General features: G+C 35.2%; 12 protein-coding genes and 1 tRNA gene. 7 read left to right on the top strand and 6 right to left on the bottom strand.

The features are described 5' to 3' along the window. Window positions 1-15: 15 nt before the first annotated feature. Both AC4FRF_RS10910 and AC4FRF_RS10915 read right to left on the bottom strand, forming a co-directional pair. Window positions 16-2,751, bottom strand: a complete 2,736-nt coding sequence (locus tag AC4FRF_RS10910; protein ID WP_491159551.1) for a glycosyl hydrolase — start codon at window positions 2,749-2,751, stop codon at window positions 16-18. A 222-nt stretch (window positions 2,752-2,973) separates the two neighbouring features. Further along, a complete protein-coding gene (locus AC4FRF_RS10915) occupies window positions 2,974-4,242 on the bottom strand; it encodes an oligogalacturonate lyase family protein (protein ID WP_491159552.1) in 1,269 nt (422 codons plus the stop codon). Between the two features lie 257 nt (window positions 4,243-4,499). On the opposite strand from AC4FRF_RS10915, the gene AC4FRF_RS10920 reads away from it, so the two are divergent. Together AC4FRF_RS10920 and AC4FRF_RS10925 are read left to right on the top strand one after the other, a co-directional pair. Next, a complete protein-coding gene (locus tag AC4FRF_RS10920; protein ID WP_491159553.1) occupies window positions 4,500-7,646 on the top strand; it encodes a SusC/RagA family TonB-linked outer membrane protein in 3,147 nt (1,048 codons plus the stop codon). Window positions 7,647-7,652: 6 nt separating this feature from the next. Further along, window positions 7,653-9,200, top strand: coding sequence for a RagB/SusD family nutrient uptake outer membrane protein (locus AC4FRF_RS10925; RefSeq protein ID WP_491159554.1), 1,548 nt, complete (start codon window positions 7,653-7,655; stop codon window positions 9,198-9,200). Between the two features lie 139 nt (window positions 9,201-9,339). Here AC4FRF_RS10925 and AC4FRF_RS10930 read toward each other — a convergent pair. Next, a tRNA-Leu gene (locus AC4FRF_RS10930) sits at window positions 9,340-9,421 on the bottom strand. Between the two features lie 110 nt (window positions 9,422-9,531). Here AC4FRF_RS10930 and AC4FRF_RS10935 point away from each other — a divergent pair. Continuing rightward, window positions 9,532-10,920, top strand: coding sequence for a dipeptidase (locus AC4FRF_RS10935; protein ID WP_491159556.1), 1,389 nt, complete (start codon window positions 9,532-9,534; stop codon window positions 10,918-10,920). 155 nt (window positions 10,921-11,075) lie between these two features. Beyond that, a complete protein-coding gene (locus AC4FRF_RS10940) occupies window positions 11,076-11,816 on the top strand; it encodes an energy transducer TonB (RefSeq protein ID WP_491159558.1) in 741 nt (246 codons plus the stop codon). A gap of 64 nt (window positions 11,817-11,880) precedes the next feature. On the opposite strand, the gene AC4FRF_RS10945 is transcribed toward AC4FRF_RS10940, so the two are convergent. After that, window positions 11,881-13,239 (bottom strand): saccharopine dehydrogenase family protein, encoded by a 1,359-nt coding sequence (locus AC4FRF_RS10945; protein WP_491159559.1) that lies wholly within the window; start codon window positions 13,237-13,239, stop codon window positions 11,881-11,883. Window positions 13,240-13,520: 281 nt separating this feature from the next. Between AC4FRF_RS10945 and AC4FRF_RS10950 the strand changes: the two genes are divergently transcribed. The 3 genes from AC4FRF_RS10950 to AC4FRF_RS10960 all read left to right on the top strand — a co-directional run bounded on the left by AC4FRF_RS10950 (window position 13,521) and on the right by AC4FRF_RS10960 (window position 16,857). Then, the gene (locus AC4FRF_RS10950) at window positions 13,521-13,913 is read left to right on the top strand and encodes a DUF423 domain-containing protein (protein WP_491159561.1); all 393 of its coding nucleotides are present in this window, start codon (window positions 13,521-13,523) and stop codon (window positions 13,911-13,913) included. A gap of 73 nt (window positions 13,914-13,986) precedes the next feature. Continuing rightward, the gene (pckA, locus tag AC4FRF_RS10955; protein ID WP_491159563.1) at window positions 13,987-15,576 is read left to right on the top strand and encodes a phosphoenolpyruvate carboxykinase (ATP); all 1,590 of its coding nucleotides are present in this window, start codon (window positions 13,987-13,989) and stop codon (window positions 15,574-15,576) included. 180 nt (window positions 15,577-15,756) lie between these two features. Then, window positions 15,757-16,857: a DUF4407 domain-containing protein gene (locus tag AC4FRF_RS10960; RefSeq protein ID WP_491159565.1), complete on the top strand. Its 1,101-nt coding sequence runs from the start codon at window positions 15,757-15,759 to the stop codon at window positions 16,855-16,857. Window positions 16,858-16,916: 59 nt separating this feature from the next. Here AC4FRF_RS10960 and AC4FRF_RS10965 read toward each other — a convergent pair whose 3' ends face one another. Both AC4FRF_RS10965 and AC4FRF_RS10970 read right to left on the bottom strand, forming a co-directional pair. Further along, window positions 16,917-17,312 (bottom strand): hypothetical protein, encoded by a 396-nt coding sequence (locus AC4FRF_RS10965; protein ID WP_491159566.1) that lies wholly within the window; start codon window positions 17,310-17,312, stop codon window positions 16,917-16,919. Between the two features lie 77 nt (window positions 17,313-17,389). Continuing rightward, window positions 17,390-18,046 (bottom strand): SLATT domain-containing protein, encoded by a 657-nt coding sequence (locus AC4FRF_RS10970; RefSeq protein ID WP_491159568.1) that lies wholly within the window; start codon window positions 18,044-18,046, stop codon window positions 17,390-17,392. Between the last annotated feature and the right edge of the window lie 213 nt (window positions 18,047-18,259).

Here is an 18,259-nt window from a genome sequence, read left to right on the forward strand (position 1 = left end):
TCAAGGTTTTTACTATTATTTATTTTCTTTTAAAGGAGTTATAGATACAGGACCTAACAATCCTGAAGGCATTGGTGCCCATCTTGTAGCATCAAATTTTTCATAATCAATATCAACCATGTTGATTTCATAGAAAATTTTCCACTCTTTGCCTTTCATTTCCATATCACGAACTCTATTAGCAGATAGATTCGTTACTTGGATTTTCAATTCGTTTTTACCTTTTTTAAGTTGGCCTAAATTGATTTCAAAAGGAACTGACCAAGCTTCTCCAATATATTGATTATTCAACCAAACTTTAGCACTTTCTCTCACATCGCCTAAATTTAATTGCCAATTATCAGCAGCCACTTTTGGCGCATCAAATTGCAAAGTATACACAGCTGATCCTGAAAAGGCTTCCGCTTCAGGACTTATTTTAGTCCAAGAACCTAAAGTGGTCACTTTTGCTGGAGTAGGTAAACTTGGCCCACCTTTCTCAAAAGTCAATTGCCATTCTCCTTTTAATACAATTGGCTCAGCCGAAGCATCATAGTATTTCCATGGTTTTTCAGAAGCTTTATTTTCAGTTTTTAACAATAATGACTTTCCAGATTCGATGCGAAGTTTTACCGAGGTATTTTCACCATTTTTTTGAACTATTGCATTCCCAACATTTCTTGTCAACGGATCTAAAATCAACACTTCTTTATTGGCAACAGCCAAAGGAATAAATCCTTCAATTGTCTTAGCAGTATGATTGACTAAATAATAGATTTTCTCTCCATTAAAATCCCTTCTAATGAATTTCAAACCTGTTCCTACTAAGGTTTCTGGTTTTTCATTGGCATCCGCCAAAGCAGCAAACAAATTAGTAACCGGAGTCACATTGGCTTTATTTTCAGAAAGAATTGCTGCTAATTTTTTATTCTGAGCTTCATAATCATTAAGTCCTGGAACCGATTTTGGCAAGCCTTCAAAAATAATATGCGCTCCCTCTTTCTTTAACGCAATTAATTTTTCTAAAGTCCCTAAAGGCATTTTATCGCAATTAGGAACCACTAAAGACTTGTATGTATTTCCAGGCAAAACCAACAAACCATCTTTTACTGTAGCCTGAGCAATAAAACGATCTGAAACGAAATCTACACCATACCCATTTTCCATTAACTTTTTAGTAGTTTCATAAAAAGGAGTTCCATGCAACCACTCTTTTAAAGAGTGAATCTTAAATTGAAAAAATAAATTTCCTTCTAAGTTTTTACCCCAAGTATCATAAATTGGATAATATAAAAGAGTTTCATTATCCGGTTTTCCTGCTTGCAACAACGATTGACAATTAGCTATATAAGAGAACAAACCTGAAGCATCTTCCCAAATGGAATTGTTAGCATTAAAATTTACAGAAGCATAAAACTTCCATCCTGGCCATTCGGCTCTTTTAGGAGAATAAGTCGACCCATGAAGGAAAACATGATTAATTCCGTTTAGCATTAAATCTTCTACTTCTGGTTTACATTGTGACAAAGCGGTTTTAAAATGGTCTCTCAACCATGTAAAGGTTTCTGAAGAAGTTAATGGTTTTCCAGAAATATGCGCCGCCGAAGACGAAAATTTCAGCATTACGGGATCGGCATCTCCATCACGAATATCATCTTGTTCTCTTCTGAATCCTGGAATATCGTAAGGCATAGACCCAAAAGTTTCACATTCAGGAATATCAGCCGAAGCGTACAAATCAATTAAATTCCCTGGTGAACCATGCGCTTGTAACTTAGTTTTAAACTGTTTTGAGTTAGCCCATTTTGTCCAAGGCAAATCGAATCTATTCAACAACAAATCCGAAATGGTTTCGCGGTAATCACTTTTTACTCGATTCCCAATTTCAGATTCTTCTTTATCCAACAACTGAGGAAGGTATTTTTTTAAATCATATCCTCGGCGTTTTTCAAATTCTTCTAAAAAATGAGGTGTAAAATCCGTTCCATACACTTCGTAACTATCATTAAAAATAGCACGCAATTTACCTTCAAATCCTACTAATGCTTTATCAAAAGGAACTACATAAGCATTAAGAGCTTCTTCAGAATAATGGTCTAATGTATAGCCTTTTCCACCTGGCGCAGCACGTTTTACCTGTTGCCCTGTTTTTCCAGCAAAAATAGCATAAAGCGTATAAGCTGTTTTTTTAGCCTTCCATTTCAGTACATTTCCATTTAATTGATTGGTTAAATCTAAATAAGAACCATCAGCTCCATAGGCAGCAACAGCTAATAGTTTTCCTGGGATTTTTTCTTTGGCTGGATCTACTTTAATTTCTTTATCAAAAACTTCCTTTTTTTGAACTTCGTATTTCTCAACTACTAATTTAGTTGCAGCATAAGGCAAAGTAACCTGAGGCCCTCCGTAAGGCCAACCCGTACCTAAAACCATATCCACTTGCAGTCCTAAACTATCGGCAATTTTAACCGTATAGCCCAACATTTCCATGTATTTAGGCGATAAATAATCAATAAAATTATTTTCTTCTCCTTTTACCCCATAGATAGGTGTAATTTCTACCCCACCTATCCCAACTTTTTGAAAATCAATTAAAATGGATTTCAAATTAGGTTTATCTACTGCATTACCCATCCACCACCAACGTGCCCAAGGTTTGTTTACGTTTTTAGTTTGTGGCCAAGCCAAATCCGATTTATTTGACTGGCCTAGAGCATGTAAAGAAAATAGAATCCCGATAAAAAACGGAAGAGAATTAAATTTAATTTTCATTGATTTTTTTTTAAAAATGATATAAATATTACTTTATTTTAAAGTAAATACAGCTATTAGTTATACAATTAATTTAGCTCCTAAAATTATTAAACCTAAGCTTAGTAACTATCCTGCCCAGTCCTGCTAATAATTTTCATTACTCATAAACCAACATTTAATAGATAGCATTTTTTTTATTTCGTACTGCTTTTTTTTAAAAACAATACCACAAAAACCTCATTATGGTACTCTCTTCTTGATTTCAACTGCATAAATCTGAGTACTACCTTCAAAATTAGCTCTGAAAATGATATATTTTCCATCAGGGGAAAAATGGACATTAGGTTCTAAATGGTAATTGTGATTTTTCATATTCACTAATTTCTCCGAAACTAAGCTATCGCCTTTAGGCACAAAATGATACAACCACATACCATCCTTAGCATGAGCTACCTGACCTTCATCTCCCCCATCGCCTGCAAATGATTTCATATCTGGAGCTATGTTATAATGAATAGACCATTCGTCTCTCTTTAATCCATAACGAGTTTCTCGAGCTGTTTCCAAATTTTTTCCTGCTAAATAAAAAGTTTCACTTCTAGGGACTTGCAAATCAAACCAGATTGTTTTTCCATCAGGACTAAAAAATTCATGACCTGCAATTTCCCTTTCTACAGTACGTTTATGAATTAAAGTTGTCTTTTGAGTTTGAATATCAATATTCCAAATACGATCTACTTTATGCCAGGGTCCTTCGTGACAATACATAAACAAATTAGGATCAGTAGGCGAAAATTGCTCATGATTCAACCAGGCGTTTTCAGAATACAACTGTGTCAACTTTCCCGTTTCAACAGTAACAGTTATTAAAGTACGTTTGAGTTTAGCCTCATAAATTTTATTAAAATAATCTCCTTTTTGTGGATTATTCTTAAAAATATCCTGCTCTTCCTTAGAAGACAAAACACCTCCCAACAAAGTCTCATCGGCATTCAAAGTAGCCAATGAACCAATCATACCTTCGGGAAATTTATAGACAAACTCCGTTTTATGCGTATCGATATGAGTAGCAAAAATACTGTCTTTGACTCTAAAATAAACTTTTCGTGTTCTCTTCCCTACGATCTCTCCTGCTTTATTTCCTGGCATATCCGTTATTTGCTCAATGGCTTTAGTAGCTAAATCAACAGAAAATATTTGATTCCCACTTAACGTACTTCCATAGAAAATCATCAACCAACTTTTCCCGTCTTTGGACATAACAAAAGGATTATTATGAAAATAAAAACTGGAATTCATTCCAGATCTCTGAACTAATTTTTCCACTTTATGCCCTGTAACATCATCAATCCAAAGTCCTAAAAGAGAGCTTTCTTTGCTGGTTTGCATGACAGGAATTGTATTTTCTTTCACATTAGCAGTTAAATTTTGCTTCGTTTTACAAGAAAACAAAACCACCAAAAGCCCCACAAACAAGTACTTTATTTTATTCATAATATTTTTATTCATTTTTTTTATTAAATGCAAAAATATTGATTTTTTTTTATCAATAACAACAAAAAAAGGCTTTAAAATAAGATTATATAAACAATCTACTGGTTTATATTAGAATTTTTCAAACCAAACCCAAATCTCAAAGAAAACATAACTAACTAAAAAACAATAACTTAACATATATGCAAAACAAACTACAGCACAGTAAAGGACAGTTCCTGACACACATTTGTTAAATTAGAGTTAATTTTTAACCTTAATCACAACAAATTATGAAACAAAAGACCAACCAATTGTTGTGCTTAATTTTGACCATTTTCCTATGCGTCACTACTTATGCACAAGAAAAACTAATCAAAGGAAAAGTTAGTGACGAATCGGGACTGCCAATCCCGGGAGCATCTTTACTCATTAAAGGAACCACAAAAGGAAGCACTACTGACATGGAAGGTAATTATACTATTTCCGCCAAGATTGGTGACATTATTATTTTTTCCTATTTAGGTTATACTTCCATAGAACAAAAAATAGGTTCTTCAAGTAACTACAATATCTCTTTACAACCTAGCAATTCTGAACTTGAAGAAGTTGTTGTAATTGGATACGGAACACAAAAGAAAAAAATGACTTCAGGATCACTATCATCTATCAAAACCGAAAATTTCACTGAAAGACCTATTTCAAGAGTTGACCAAGGACTTATTGGACAAATTGCCGGTGTCAGAGTTAAACAAACTACCGGAATCCCTGGACAACCATTCAGTATCAATATTCGCGGTACAGGTTCTATTTCAGCCGGCAATGAACCTCTATATGTAATTGACGGCTTCCCTCTTGTGACCGAAGGAGTAAACAGTAACGGGAGTTTCTCAAACGGAAGCCCCTTGGACAATATGAACCCTAACGACATTGCATCGATAGAAGTATTAAAAGATGCGGCTGCAGCTGCTATTTATGGCTCCAGAGCCTCCAATGGAGTTGTTATAATCACCACTAAAAAAGGAAAAGCAGGTAAACCCAAATTTACCTTTAACACTTATTCAGGAATTTCAAAAGAGGTAAAAAGAGTAGACATGCTTAATGCAGAACAATGGATAGACAGAGCCAAGATAATGATAGATTACCAATGGGTTAACTCAGGAATTGCAGGTGCAACTGCTGATCAAACGGTGGACGAAAGAAGAACAACCTATAATGCCGGTAATGCTGCCAGTGCTGCTGACCTTGGTCCAACAGAATTCAACACGAGCTATATGTATGATCCAAGATGGGACATACCTGGACACCCAGGACTAGACTATATCAATTGGCAGGATATTATCTTCCGAACTGGACTGTTCAACAATTACCAGATTTCTGCTTCCGGATCTACCGATAAAGTAAATTATTACGTTTCCGGAAATTACCAAAAAAACAAAGGATATATTATTGGAACTGACTACACCCTATATTCTGCTAAGGCAAATATAGATATCAATTTATCAGAAAACTTAAAAATCGGTGTCAATCTTACACCTACCTACTCCATCAAAAATGATCCTGGTGTAGAAGGTAAAGACAATATTTTACACAAAGCACTTGGAGCCACACCTGTTTTTGAAAGCGCACCGAATGCCAATGGAGAAAAATACACTACTCGTTATGCATGGGGTAGCAGTACTACAAATATGCTTCCCCTTTTAAGCAGAAAAGGAAAAAACACTATGTTTAGAAACTTATTGTCTGGCTATGTTAGCTATCAAATCATTCCAGGTTTAACAGCAAAAAGTTCTATAAATTTTGATAATTCAGACAATGTAACTGAAACATATTATCCAAATGATGTTTTAGCAAGTATTAGAGGGACATACAATACTTACAGAAGACAAAATATAGTAAACGAAAATACTTTAACTTACGCTAAGACCATAAAAGACAACCACAATTTCACTTTACTTGCCGGTCATGCTTATAATTCTTACCAAATTACCAGAGCCAATCTTTCTTCCGGAGGACTTTATCAGGATTACTCAATCGAAACCCTGCCTTCTGGATCAACAGGAAGTACTAATTCAGAGAAAAACGTTTTAATTTCTTACTTTGGAAGACTTTTATATGATTATAAAGAGAAATATATACTTAGTGCGAGTTTAAGACGTGATGGTTCTTCAAGATTTGGTGCAGATAACAAATGGGGAACTTTTAAATCTATTTCACTTGGATGGAGAATCAGCGATGAAAACTTCATGAAAAATATTAGCTGGATTAATGATTTAAAATTAAGATATAGCACAGGTATCAATGGAAACAACAATATTGGAAACTACCCTCAGGCTGTACTATCTACTTATAATTATGCTTTAGGAGGGGGAACTGGTTTTGGAATGGGTGTCTCAGGAATTTCAAACCCGCTTTTACACTGGGAAGAATCAAAATCTAACAATTTTGGTTTAGATTATGGCTTTCTAAAAGGCAGGATTTATGGATCCTTTGATTATTACAGAAAAACGAACAGCGAATTGTTATTGGAAGTTCCGGCTTTATTAGTAGTAGGTCAACCTAGTTACTTAGCCAATATTGGTAGTGTACGTAATCAGGGATGGGAAATCGAATTGAACACCCTCAATGTTAAAACCAATGACTTCCAATGGAAAACCACGGCAAACATTAGCCACAACACTAACAAAGTATTAGCTCTGGGGCCTGATCAAAACAAAATTGAAATCAATTCGAGCTGGGGAGGAAACATACCTTTCTATAAATTGGAAGTAGGAAAACCAATGTATACCATCTTTGCTATTAAACAAGATGGAGTTATCACTCAGGCTGATATTGACAATGGAGGAACAACTTGGGGAGGAAAACCTTTAGTATTAGGAGACCCTAGATATGTAGATCAAAATGGCGACAAAAAAATAACCGCAGAAGACCGTGTGAATGTAGGAAACCCTACACCAAAATACAACTGGGGAATCACCAATACCTTCAAATACAAAAATTTTGATCTTAACATTTTAGTTGAAGGACAAAACGGCGGTTATATATACAGTTTGCTAAGTAGAGCTATCAACCGTACTGGTCAGGGAGCAGTAGAAAACACCCTTGATGTCAATCCAGCAGTAAGAGGGAATTGGAAAACTAACTTTGGTTTTGTACCAAACACTGACTGGTTATACAAATCAGACTATATCAGTGTTAGAAATATCACTTTGGGTTATGATTTATCTAAAACTTTACAATCTTTAAACCGAGTAGATAACGCTAGAATTTATTTAAGCCTTGAAAACTGGTTTTACAAAGATAAATATAAAGGGGGATTCAATCCGGAAGCAACTAACACAGCCGGAAGTAATGACAGTAGATTCCCAGTCCCTGGCGACTATGGAGGAGCACCGCTTTCCCGCTCAATAGTTTTAGGACTTAATGTTAATTTTAATTAAAAAAAAATGAAAAAGTACATATATAAAATTGCTGCAATAATAGGAATCCTAGCATTAAATTCCTGCGAAAGCGACTTGAACCAAATTCCATTGTCGCAACCCACCGCAGAAACTCTCTACACAACACCTAATGGCTTTATTCAAGCTCGAAACGCCACCTACTCAGTAGCTTTTCATGGAGCAGGAACCTACGGCTATGCCAATCGTTTATTAAACTTAAGCGAAACACGATCTGATAATTTTTACGCTACAACACAAGCAGCCAGAGACTGGGAAGGGATAAACAATTTCTTCACCTCTTTAAGCTCAAATACCTTGATTTCTGAAGCCTATGCTTCTAATTACAACGCTATCTACAAAGCAAACGAATTATTAGAAAATCTATCCAGTAAAGGCCCTGACATCATCCCATTGGAATCAGACAGAACAAAAATGGAGGCAGAAGCACGTTTTTTAAGAGCTTTTTGTTATTTTGATTTAATCAGATGGTTTGGACCGGTTCCACTGGTTGATAAAACAATATCTCCACAGGAAGCTACAAAAATTCCTAGAACAGCTGTAACCGATATTTATGATTTAATTATTTCTGATTTGGAGTTTGCGATCGCAAACCTTGACCCTTCCTACGACAATGCAAACTTTGGAAGAGTTACAAAATATGGAGCCAAAGGAATATTGGCGCAGGTGTACATGACACGTTCATCACCAACCTACGACATTAATGGCGCAATGCTAGGTTTAAATGAATGGGACAAAGCTTACCAACAATTAAATGATATTAAAACCAGTGGGCTTTTTGTATTCTCTCCAACCTATTCTACAATTTTCAGAACTGAAGGAAATGCTAACAAAGAAAATGTTTTGGTAATTCCTTACACGCAAAGCACCGGAAATGGTGTAGGTGGTAACTTTATGGTTGAATTAGGTTTTGAACCTTACTTCGCCTCATTAAATTTATCACAACAAGGCTCTCTAGAATACAGACCATTTTCTCAAGGATTCAACAACTTGCTATCAACTACAGATGCCCGAAGAGTATTTGGTATTGCCGATACATACACCGTTAGTTCGGGAACTTACATTGGCACTTACACTGACCGTCCTGTTATAAAAAAATACATTGATGCTTCCAGATATGGAACAGCAGGCCGACAAGATTGGGGTGTTGATTTTATCGTAATAAGATATACTGATGTACTGATGTTAATGGCAGAATGCACACTTCATGGTGGCGGAGGAATACAGGCTGATGTTGACAAAATTGTTAACGATGTCAGAGGAAGAGCCGGATTATCTCAAGATGCTGCTAATGTTACTCTTGATCGTTTATTTGACGAAAGAAGAATGGAATTTTTTGGAGAAGGAACCAGATGGTTTGATCTAATTAGATCTGGAAATGCAGTAACTATAATGAATAGTTGGAAAACTACTGAAGATCCAAATGGAACCAATATTGGAACTATTAACAATAACTCCTTATTGTATCCATTACCACTCTCAGAATTTTTAACAGCTCCAGGGTTATACACACAAAATCCGGGATACGACAACTAAATAAATCATATTTTTCACTAAATCAAAAAGCGTTATGATTAAAACCATAACGCTTTTTTTAAAATAAAAAAAGCTATCTTACTAACAAAGAACAATATAAAACAAAAAAAGCTTCTCAATTGAGAAGCTTTTTTAAAAGTGCGGATAATAGGACTCGAACCTACACGCCTTGCGGCACCAGATCCTAAGTCTGGCACGTCTACCAATTTCGCCATATCCGCGATTGTGGGTGCAAATATAAGGATAAGTTCCAATATTCAAAGTAAAAAATTAAAAAAATTTTCACTCTGTTTTTTGTATTTTTGAAAGTATCAAAAACAACCCATAATAAATGGAAAACATTAAAACCTATATTCAAGAAAACAAGAATCGATTTATAAACGAATTAATTGAATTATTAAAAATACCCTCGGTAAGTGCTGACTCTGCTTATTCGCAAGATGTTATAGATACTTCTGAAGCTGTCAAGTCAAGTTTAGCACAAGCGGGTTGTGATAAAGTTGAAATATGCGAAACAGATGGTTACCCTATTGTTTATGGCGAAAAAATCATTGATCCTAATTTACCAACCGTCTTAGTGTACGGACATTACGATGTACAACCGCCAGATCCTATGGAACTTTGGACTTCACCACCATTTGAACCCATAATCAAAACAACCGACATTCATCCCGAAGGTGCTATTTTTGCCCGTGGTGCCTGTGATGATAAAGGCCAAATGTACATGCATGTCAAAGCTGTGGAATACATGATTGCTAATAATTGTCTGCCTTGTAATGTAAAATTCATGATTGAAGGTGAAGAAGAAGTGGGCAGTGTCAATCTGAAAGCATTCGTAGAAAACAACGCAGCAAAACTTAAAAACGACGTCATCCTGATTTCTGACACCGGAATGATTTCTAATCAACAACCTTCTATTACCACAGGATTACGTGGTTTAAGTTATGTTGAAGTAGAAGTGACCGGTCCTAATCGCGATTTACATTCTGGATTATATGGTGGTGCGGTAGCTAATCCTATTAATATTTTAAGCAAAATGATTGCTTCTTTACACGATGAAAACAATCGTATTACCATTCCAGGATTCTATGACAAAATAGAAGAATTATCCCTCGAAGAAAGAGCCGAAATGGCCAAAGCACCATTTGATATCGAAGACTACAAAAAAGCATTAGACTTAAATGATGTATATGGCGAAGAAGGTTACGTGACCAATGAAAGAAACTCCATACGCCCGACCTTAGACGTCAACGGAATTTGGGGTGGTTACACCGGCGAAGGAGCCAAAACCGTAATCCCGTCTAAAGCTTATGCTAAAATCTCCATGCGATTAGTACCTAATCAGGACTGGGAGGAAATAACTGAATTATTTACCAAACACTTTCTGGCAATTACTCCTAAAGGCGTAAAAGTAAAAGTCACTCCTCACCACGGCGGACAAGGATATGTAACCCCTATTGACAGCATTGGTTACAAAGCCGCCAACATGGCCTATACCGAAACTTTTGGTATTCCTGCCATTCCGGTGCGTTCCGGAGGAAGCATTCCTATTGTAGCGCTGTTTGAAAAAGAACTCAAAAGTAAAACCATCCTAATGGGATTTGGCCTCGACAGCGATGCGATTCATTCCCCTAACGAACATTTTGGTGTATTCAATTACCTAAAAGGAATTGAAACCATTCCGTTGTTTTATAAGTATTTTGTAGAGTTATCGAAATAGAAGTTTGCCAAATCAAGCGCAGTCGAGATTCATCTTAAATTCAAAATCCGTTTATTCTTTTTTAAGAGTAAACGGATTTTTTATTTCTTTGAAAAACATTTTGTATTGATTTATTTGTTAAAATTGCAATTCTTAAATCAATTAAAACTTCAACTATGAGAGCAGGCAAACATCTCTTAAAAATCTTTTTTGTACTCACAATCTTGCTAAGTTCTAAGAACACAATTGCACAATCTGACGATGTAGTATACAATACTGCCGGAATAGAAATAAAACCAAGCTTTCCAGGTGGAATAAACGAATTCTACCAATTCATTGGTAAAAATTTCCAAATACCTAAAGTTGAAGGACTACAAGGAAAAGTATATGTAACTTTTATTATCGAAAAAGATGGTTCTTTATCAGATGTAAAAATATTAAGAGACATCGGATACGGCACCGGTGAAGAAACTGTTCGCGTACTTAAAGAATGTCCAAAATGGAATCCTGGAATTCAAAACGGAAAACCCGTTAGAGTTTTGTATTCATTACCGATATCAATCAATACCCAAAAAAGACAAAACGGTGACGAACAAATTTACGGTATGGCCGGTATCGATACAAAACCTAATTTCGTCGGAGGGGAGAACAAACTAAATGAATACATTCAACGAAATTACAAAATACCATCAGGCTGTCCAAAAGGTAAAGTATTTATCACTTTTGTAGTTGAAAAAGACGGTTCTTTATCAGACATAAAAACTTTAATGGATCTAGGATATGGTACAGGCGAAGAAGCCATTCGAATACTTAAAAACTGCCCTAAATGGAATCCCGGATTACAAAACCAAAAACCAGTCAGAGTATTAAATCCTTTAGCGATAACTATAAATGGAACTAAAACCACAATCTTTTAAAAAAATACAAAATTTAAAAATCCGTTTATTCTTTAAGAGTAAACAGATTTTTTCAGAAATATTTTCAACTATACTTATACCCCAAATATGGCATAGGCTTTTCTTTGAAGTGAATACCGTATTGTTCTAATTCCTTCAATACGGGTACATAGACTTCTTTGCGAATGGGGATTTGCACTCCATGTGTTTTAATTTTTCCGTTCAGGATTAACAAAGTAGCCATTGCAACTGGCAAGCCAACCGTTTTGGCCATGGCAGTATAGGTTTGATCCTGACCGATGCACACCATTTGGGAATCCATTTGGACTTTTTTGCCGTCCAACTCATAACCAAATTTATGATACATCACAATCATGTCTTTGTCATCAGGTTGTAGCGTCCAACTGTCACTAAGAATTTTTTCCAAAATATGCGCCGGAGTGGCATTTTTTAATCCTACGATTTTGTTATCATTGAACAAATCCAATTCCAATAACTTATCCCACATAATATCATCCTGATCGATTTTGAGAAGTAAACGGGTTTTTATTTCCACTGAATCCGTGGGATGATACGGCAAAAAGGAATTCATAAACTGGCGGTAACTCATGTTTTCGGAATGTTCTATTACATAAGAATCATCCGTCATACCCAGTTGGACAAACATATTCCAGGCTTTTGAAAAACCCACTCTCCGAATCGTTCCGCGGTATAACGTAAGAATATTTTCTAAACCATAAATACTTCTGTATTTTAAGGAATCTCTATTCGAATAAGCTTCAAATTTACCATAATCGTCTACTTCCAGAAATTCGGTGCGACGAAACAAACTGGTATACGGAATGTATTTATAAGTTCCTTCCTGAATAAATTTGGCCACGCCACCCTGACCCGCCAAAACCACATTGCGAGGTGCCCAAGTGAATTTATAATTCCAGAGATTCGTATCCGATTCGGGAGCTACTAATCCACCACAAAAAGATTCGAACAACAACATCTTCCCTCCTTTTTCACGGATAGCATCAATGACTTTCATGGCGCTCATGTGATCGATTCCGGGGTCTAAGCCCATTTCGTTCATAAAAATGAGTCCGTTCTCTTTCACTTCTTTACCCAAAGCTAGCATTGCATCACTAACATAGGAAGCAGTAACCAAATTTTTTCTGAAAAGCACACAGTCTTTGGCAATCTCTATATGCAAATGCGCCGGTAGCATCGAAATGACAATAGTCGCTTTTTCAATAGCCGATCTTCGTTGACTTTCGTCAAAAACATCTAAGGCTATAGGAGTTGCATTAGGGTGATTATTGGTTTTCTTTTGAGCTAATTCTAAGGACAAATCGGCAATTACAAGATGCAATTGTTCCTCTTCAGATTGATCCAAAAGATACTGTATCAATGAAGAAGCGGAACGACCTGCTCCAATAATTAAAATGTGTCTCATAGCGGGGAAAATATAAATCAAAATTAGGCAAATGTTTGTGCTAACACAAATACTAGCCATTAAATAAAAAAGTTAATATAACCGCAAATTCGCAATTTTTTACCAACTAACTTAATTTGCAAATTTGCGGTAAATAATTAAACATCTAAGTATACTTAAAAACTACTTTTCCGAATAAAATTCACAAAACTTTAGCACAATAAGCCGCAAACTAACTTCTAAAAAACTTTTGGATTCCTTGAATTTCAAATACTTTTGTATGAAACTCTAATAGAACAAAAATGGATAAAAAGACAATTACTACAGCTGCTGTTTTCGGAATGATTGCTATCATTTTAGGAGCTTTTGGTGCTCATGCGCTAAAAAAAGTACTCAGCATTGAACAACTGGCCACATTTGAAACAGGAGTTCGTTATCAGATGTATCATGCGTTGTTTTTATTATTTATTGGGTTGATTCCAAATCTAACCACAAAAGCTAAAAAAATAATATACAACTTAGTACTTACAGGAATACTACTCTTCTCTGGTTCTATTTATTTATTAGCAACAAACAATCTTACTCCTTTTGACTTTAAAGTAATTGGTTTTCTAACCCCAATAGGTGGATTATTACTTATTAGTGCTTGGGCAGTATTATTTTTAAATATAACAAAAAAGTCAGATATTAATTAGGGATTCAAAAGGGGAACTAAAATATATGTTTTATCTTTATATAGAAACCTAAGAACTACAAAAAAGCTTTCTTATGAGCCCAAATACTTTACTTTTACTCGAAAATATCGGAATAAAAAACGCTAACATACATTATCAGTTAAGCCCTGGACAACTGCACGATTTGACACTGCAACGTCGCGAAGGAACAGAAACTTCCACCGGAGCTTTAGCTATCAATACTGGGAAATTTTCTGGTCGTTCACCTCAGGATCGTTTTATTGTAAAGGACAGTATTACTGAAAATGAAGTGTGGTGGGGTGATGTCAATATTCCTTTTGAAGCTGCAAAATTTGATGCATTATTCAACAAACTAACCAAATACTTATCCAATAAGGAACTCTTTGTCAGAGATGCCTACGTTTGCGCCGACCCTAATTATAGATTAAATGTTCGCGTGATTACTGAAACACCTTGGGAAAACTTATTTGCCTACAACATGTTTCTGAGACCCGAAGAAAAAGAATTAGCTAATTTCATTGCCGACTGGACCTTGATTTGCGCACCTAGTTTCCAAGCCGATCCTAAAACTGATGGAACGCGTCAAGGGAATTTTGCCATCTTAAATTTCACTCGAAAAACCATCATCATTGGCGGAACAGCTTATACGGGCGAAATGAAAAAAGGAGTTTTTTCAGCCTTGAATTTTATACTGCCTGTTTTTAAAAATGCCCTTTCGATGCATTGCAGCGCCAATGTGGGTGAAAATGGTGAAACCGCCATTTTCTTTGGACTTTCCGGAACCGGAAAAACCACACTTTCTGCCGACCCAAGTCGTAAATTAATTGGCGATGACGAACATGGTTGGACGAGCGAAAACACCGTTTTTAATTTTGAAGGAGGTTGTTATGCCAAGGTTGTTAACTTGAGCGAAGAGAACGAGCCTGATATTTTTAATGCCATAAAAAGAGGCGCACTCTTAGAAAATATTGTTTTCAAAAAAGGAACTAATGAAGTCGATTATACCGATATTTCCGTTACTCCAAACACCAGAGTGAGTTATCCTATTGACCATATTCACAACATTCAACCGGGTTCGATTGGCAGCAATCCTAAAAATATCTTTTTCCTAACCGCAGATTCTTTCGGAATCCTACCTCCTATTGCCCGATTGACACCCGGTCAGGCGGCTTACCACTTCATTTCAGGATATACGGCAAAGATTGCCGGAACCGAAGCTGGAGTAACCGAACCTCAACCGAATTTCTCGGCTTGTTTTGGAGCGCCATTTATGCCTTTGCATCCCACAAAATATGCCGAAATGCTAAGTCAAAAAATGAAAGATGCAGATGTAAAAGTTTGGTTAATAAATACAGGATGGACAGGCGGCCCTTATGGCACAGGAAGCCGAATGAAACTAAAATACACCCGAGCCATGATTATGGCAGCTTTAAACGGCGAGTTGGATCATGTAAACTATCACAATCATGACATTTTTAAAATGGCTATTCCAGACTCTTGTCCTGAAGTGCCAACAGAAATTTTAAATCCAAGAAACACCTGGGAAGACCAAAGTTTATATGATACTAAAGCAGTGGAATTAGCTCAAAAATTCAAAGCAAATTTTGCGCAGTTTGAAATTTATGCGAATGCAGAAATTTTAGCTGGTGCACCTTTAGTCTAACTTTAAACTATTAATTCAAAAATAAAAAAAGCTGTTCCTTCCGAACAGCTTTTTTTATTCAAAAATCACTCTAAAACAATACCTATCAATTATTTACACCAAAATTCATTTTTTGGCGTTAAATTTGTAAGCAAAGCAGAAGCTTAAAATGTGCTCGTAAATCAATCAAAAAAAGTAATCATGTTAAAATCATTTTTCATCCTCTGTTCTGGAGCTGACAAAGACCTGCTAGAAGGTTGCTCTGAAGGGGAACAAACCAAATATGTAGGTATTGGCGCCACGGTTTTCTTTACTGCGGTCATGGCTTTTATAGCGAGTGCTTATGCGCTTTTTACCGTATTTGATAATATCTATCCAGCTATTGCATTCGGAATAGTGTGGAGTTTATTAATTTTCAATCTCGACCGATTTATTGTTTCGACTATTCGAAAAAGGGATCGTTTTGGAAGTGAATTTCTACAGGCAACACCCCGAATTATCTTAGCCATTATCATCGCTATTGTTATTTCGAAACCTTTGGAGATTAAAATATTCGAAAAAGAAATCAATACTGTTTTATTGAAAGAGAAAAATGCCATGGCTTTGAATAACAAAAAAGAAGTGGCTAATTATTTCAAATCAGATTTGGATAAAAACAAGGCAGAGATTGCTTCTTTAAAAGCTGAAATCACTCAAAAAGAGCAAGAAGTCAACAACTTATATGAAACCTATATTGCCGAAGCTGAAGGAACAAAAGGCACAATGAAACTTGGCAAAGGACCTGTTTTTAAGGAAAAAATTGCCAAACATAATTTGGCTTCCGCCGAACTCGACACCATCAGAAAAAACAATCTGGCAAAAATTGCCGAAAAAGAAAAACTAAACAAAACGCTTCAGGCAGATTTAGACAAAAAAGTAACCGAAACCCAACCCATCATTGATGGTTTTGATGGTTTGATGGCAAGAATTAACGCTTTGGACAAATTGCCTTGGTTGCCGTCCTTTTTTATCATGCTACTATTTCTAGCCATCGAAACTTCGCCTATTATTGCGAAGCTTTTATCTCCAAAAGGCGAATACGACTTTAAACTGGAAGATTTAGAAACCGCCTTAAAAACCACTTTAGAACAGGATAAATACCAACGCGAATTATTAGTAAAAACCAGTGCTGCCATGCACGATAAAGTATATGCTGACATTGCTAACGACAAGCAATTGTATGAATTACAACGAAAAAACGCAAGCAACTTACTGGAATTACAATCCAATAATTTCTTAGAAAAACAAAAGAAAACTTTATAAAACACAGAACTAACTTTTCATTAAGCCAATCGTCGAAATCCGTTGTAGCTGTTAACTACTCATTTATTCGACTTAAATTTATTTCCTAAAAAATTAAATTTAATTGTTTTATATTTAACTTCGGTAATTTCATATTTAAATCTTAAAGGGACAGCCACAGATGGGATTTGATCTTCATCAATATCAATCCAATAATCAAGAAACAAAGTGTCTTTAGAAATTCTTGCCTTTCCATAATAAGGAATTCCAGTTACTATTTTATCAACACTTATCTCTATTCCCTTTTCTGTATTTTTTGTTCTAATAAATTCCACTTCATTATCACGTATATTTTTGAATGAGTTATTAGCACCCTCTTCGCTGTACGTGAATTTTATGTTTATTTCTTCTGACTGCTTATTGTTACAGCTAATCAAAATTGTAAATATTATTAATGATAAAATATATTTTCCCATAGTGCTAGGATATCTCAGCTAACTTTTTTTAATTACAAAGGTTTGAAATTAAGCAACACATAATTAAGCAACACATTTTATTTAGAAGGATTAATAATTAAGTAAATTAAAATTATCCCTGGAACAATCATAGATATTAGATAAATAACCTTAGTTTTGAAAAAGTACTTTATTTGGACTCTCCACCAAAAATGCCACTTTAAATATTTGTAATAAGTCATATTATCAGCCATAAACTTTTCTTTATCGATAGGAGAATGATTTTGATATTTTCTTAAAACCGTTTGATAACGTTTTTGAAGATCATCACAAAACTTAAATTTCTCTTCATCTGAACTATTCGTTTTGTAAGTTTTAAAATTTTGTAACTCATTATACAAATCTGAAAGATCCAGTGCACAATCATGAAAGTCGCGAGCTGATAAAGAATAGTTTTGTGAACTTTCAAAGAATGAAAATAAAAGCTGGAATATTGAGACCGCAGTAAGAGTAAAAGCAAAAAGATTTTCAAACTTTTCTTCAGGATTGTAAACTTTGTATACTGTCAATAATCCAAAAATAATTAGATATACAGAAAGTACACCGTTGCAAATATTTGACATTTTAGAAAGTGATTTCAATCGACTATCAGCAGCAAATCTAGTTCCCTTCGTTGACCAAATTTTATGCTTAAGCTCTTTTAAAAAATCTTCATCAAGATGTTCTTTTCCTTCTGGTTTTTTGAAACTTACCATGTTGTAATTTTAAAATGTATCTTAACTAGTATGCAAGTTTGATGGCAATCAAACTTTATTTTCTCAAATATATAAATAAATCTTACAAAAACTCAAGTTTTTTTTCAATTGCGTCTGGCTTTAGCCAGATGATTAGATTATGCAAAACAAAAAAGGCTTTAGCCCAATCTTTATTTAGATTTTGGCTAAAGCCTTTTGAAAACTTTAATTTTA

It is taken from the genome of Flavobacterium sp. ST-158 (genome assembly GCF_058309975.1).

Excerpts from the sequence above, each read along its gene's own strand:
- pckA (WP_491159563.1), top strand. The coding sequence starts at position 13,987 with ATGAGCCCAAATACTTTACTTTTACTCGAAAATATCGGAATAAAAAAC.
- AC4FRF_RS10945 (WP_491159559.1), bottom strand. The coding sequence starts at position 13,239 with ATGAGACACATTTTAATTATTGGAGCAGGTCGTTCCGCTTCTTCATTG.
- AC4FRF_RS10940 (WP_491159558.1), top strand. The coding sequence starts at position 11,076 with ATGAGAGCAGGCAAACATCTCTTAAAAATCTTTTTTGTACTCACAATC.
- AC4FRF_RS10970 (WP_491159568.1), bottom strand. The coding sequence starts at position 18,046 with ATGGTAAGTTTCAAAAAACCAGAAGGAAAAGAACATCTTGATGAAGAT.
- AC4FRF_RS10910 (WP_491159551.1), bottom strand. The coding sequence starts at position 2,751 with ATGAAAATTAAATTTAATTCTCTTCCGTTTTTTATCGGGATTCTATTT.
- AC4FRF_RS10960 (WP_491159565.1), top strand. The coding sequence starts at position 15,757 with ATGTTAAAATCATTTTTCATCCTCTGTTCTGGAGCTGACAAAGACCTG.
- AC4FRF_RS10965 (WP_491159566.1), bottom strand. The coding sequence starts at position 17,312 with ATGGGAAAATATATTTTATCATTAATAATATTTACAATTTTGATTAGC.
- AC4FRF_RS10915 (WP_491159552.1), bottom strand. The coding sequence starts at position 4,242 with ATGAATAAAAATATTATGAATAAAATAAAGTACTTGTTTGTGGGGCTT.
- AC4FRF_RS10935 (WP_491159556.1), top strand. The coding sequence starts at position 9,532 with ATGGAAAACATTAAAACCTATATTCAAGAAAACAAGAATCGATTTATA.
- AC4FRF_RS10920 (WP_491159553.1), top strand. The coding sequence starts at position 4,500 with ATGAAACAAAAGACCAACCAATTGTTGTGCTTAATTTTGACCATTTTC.
- AC4FRF_RS10925 (WP_491159554.1), top strand. The coding sequence starts at position 7,653 with ATGAAAAAGTACATATATAAAATTGCTGCAATAATAGGAATCCTAGCA.
- AC4FRF_RS10950 (WP_491159561.1), top strand. The coding sequence starts at position 13,521 with ATGGATAAAAAGACAATTACTACAGCTGCTGTTTTCGGAATGATTGCT.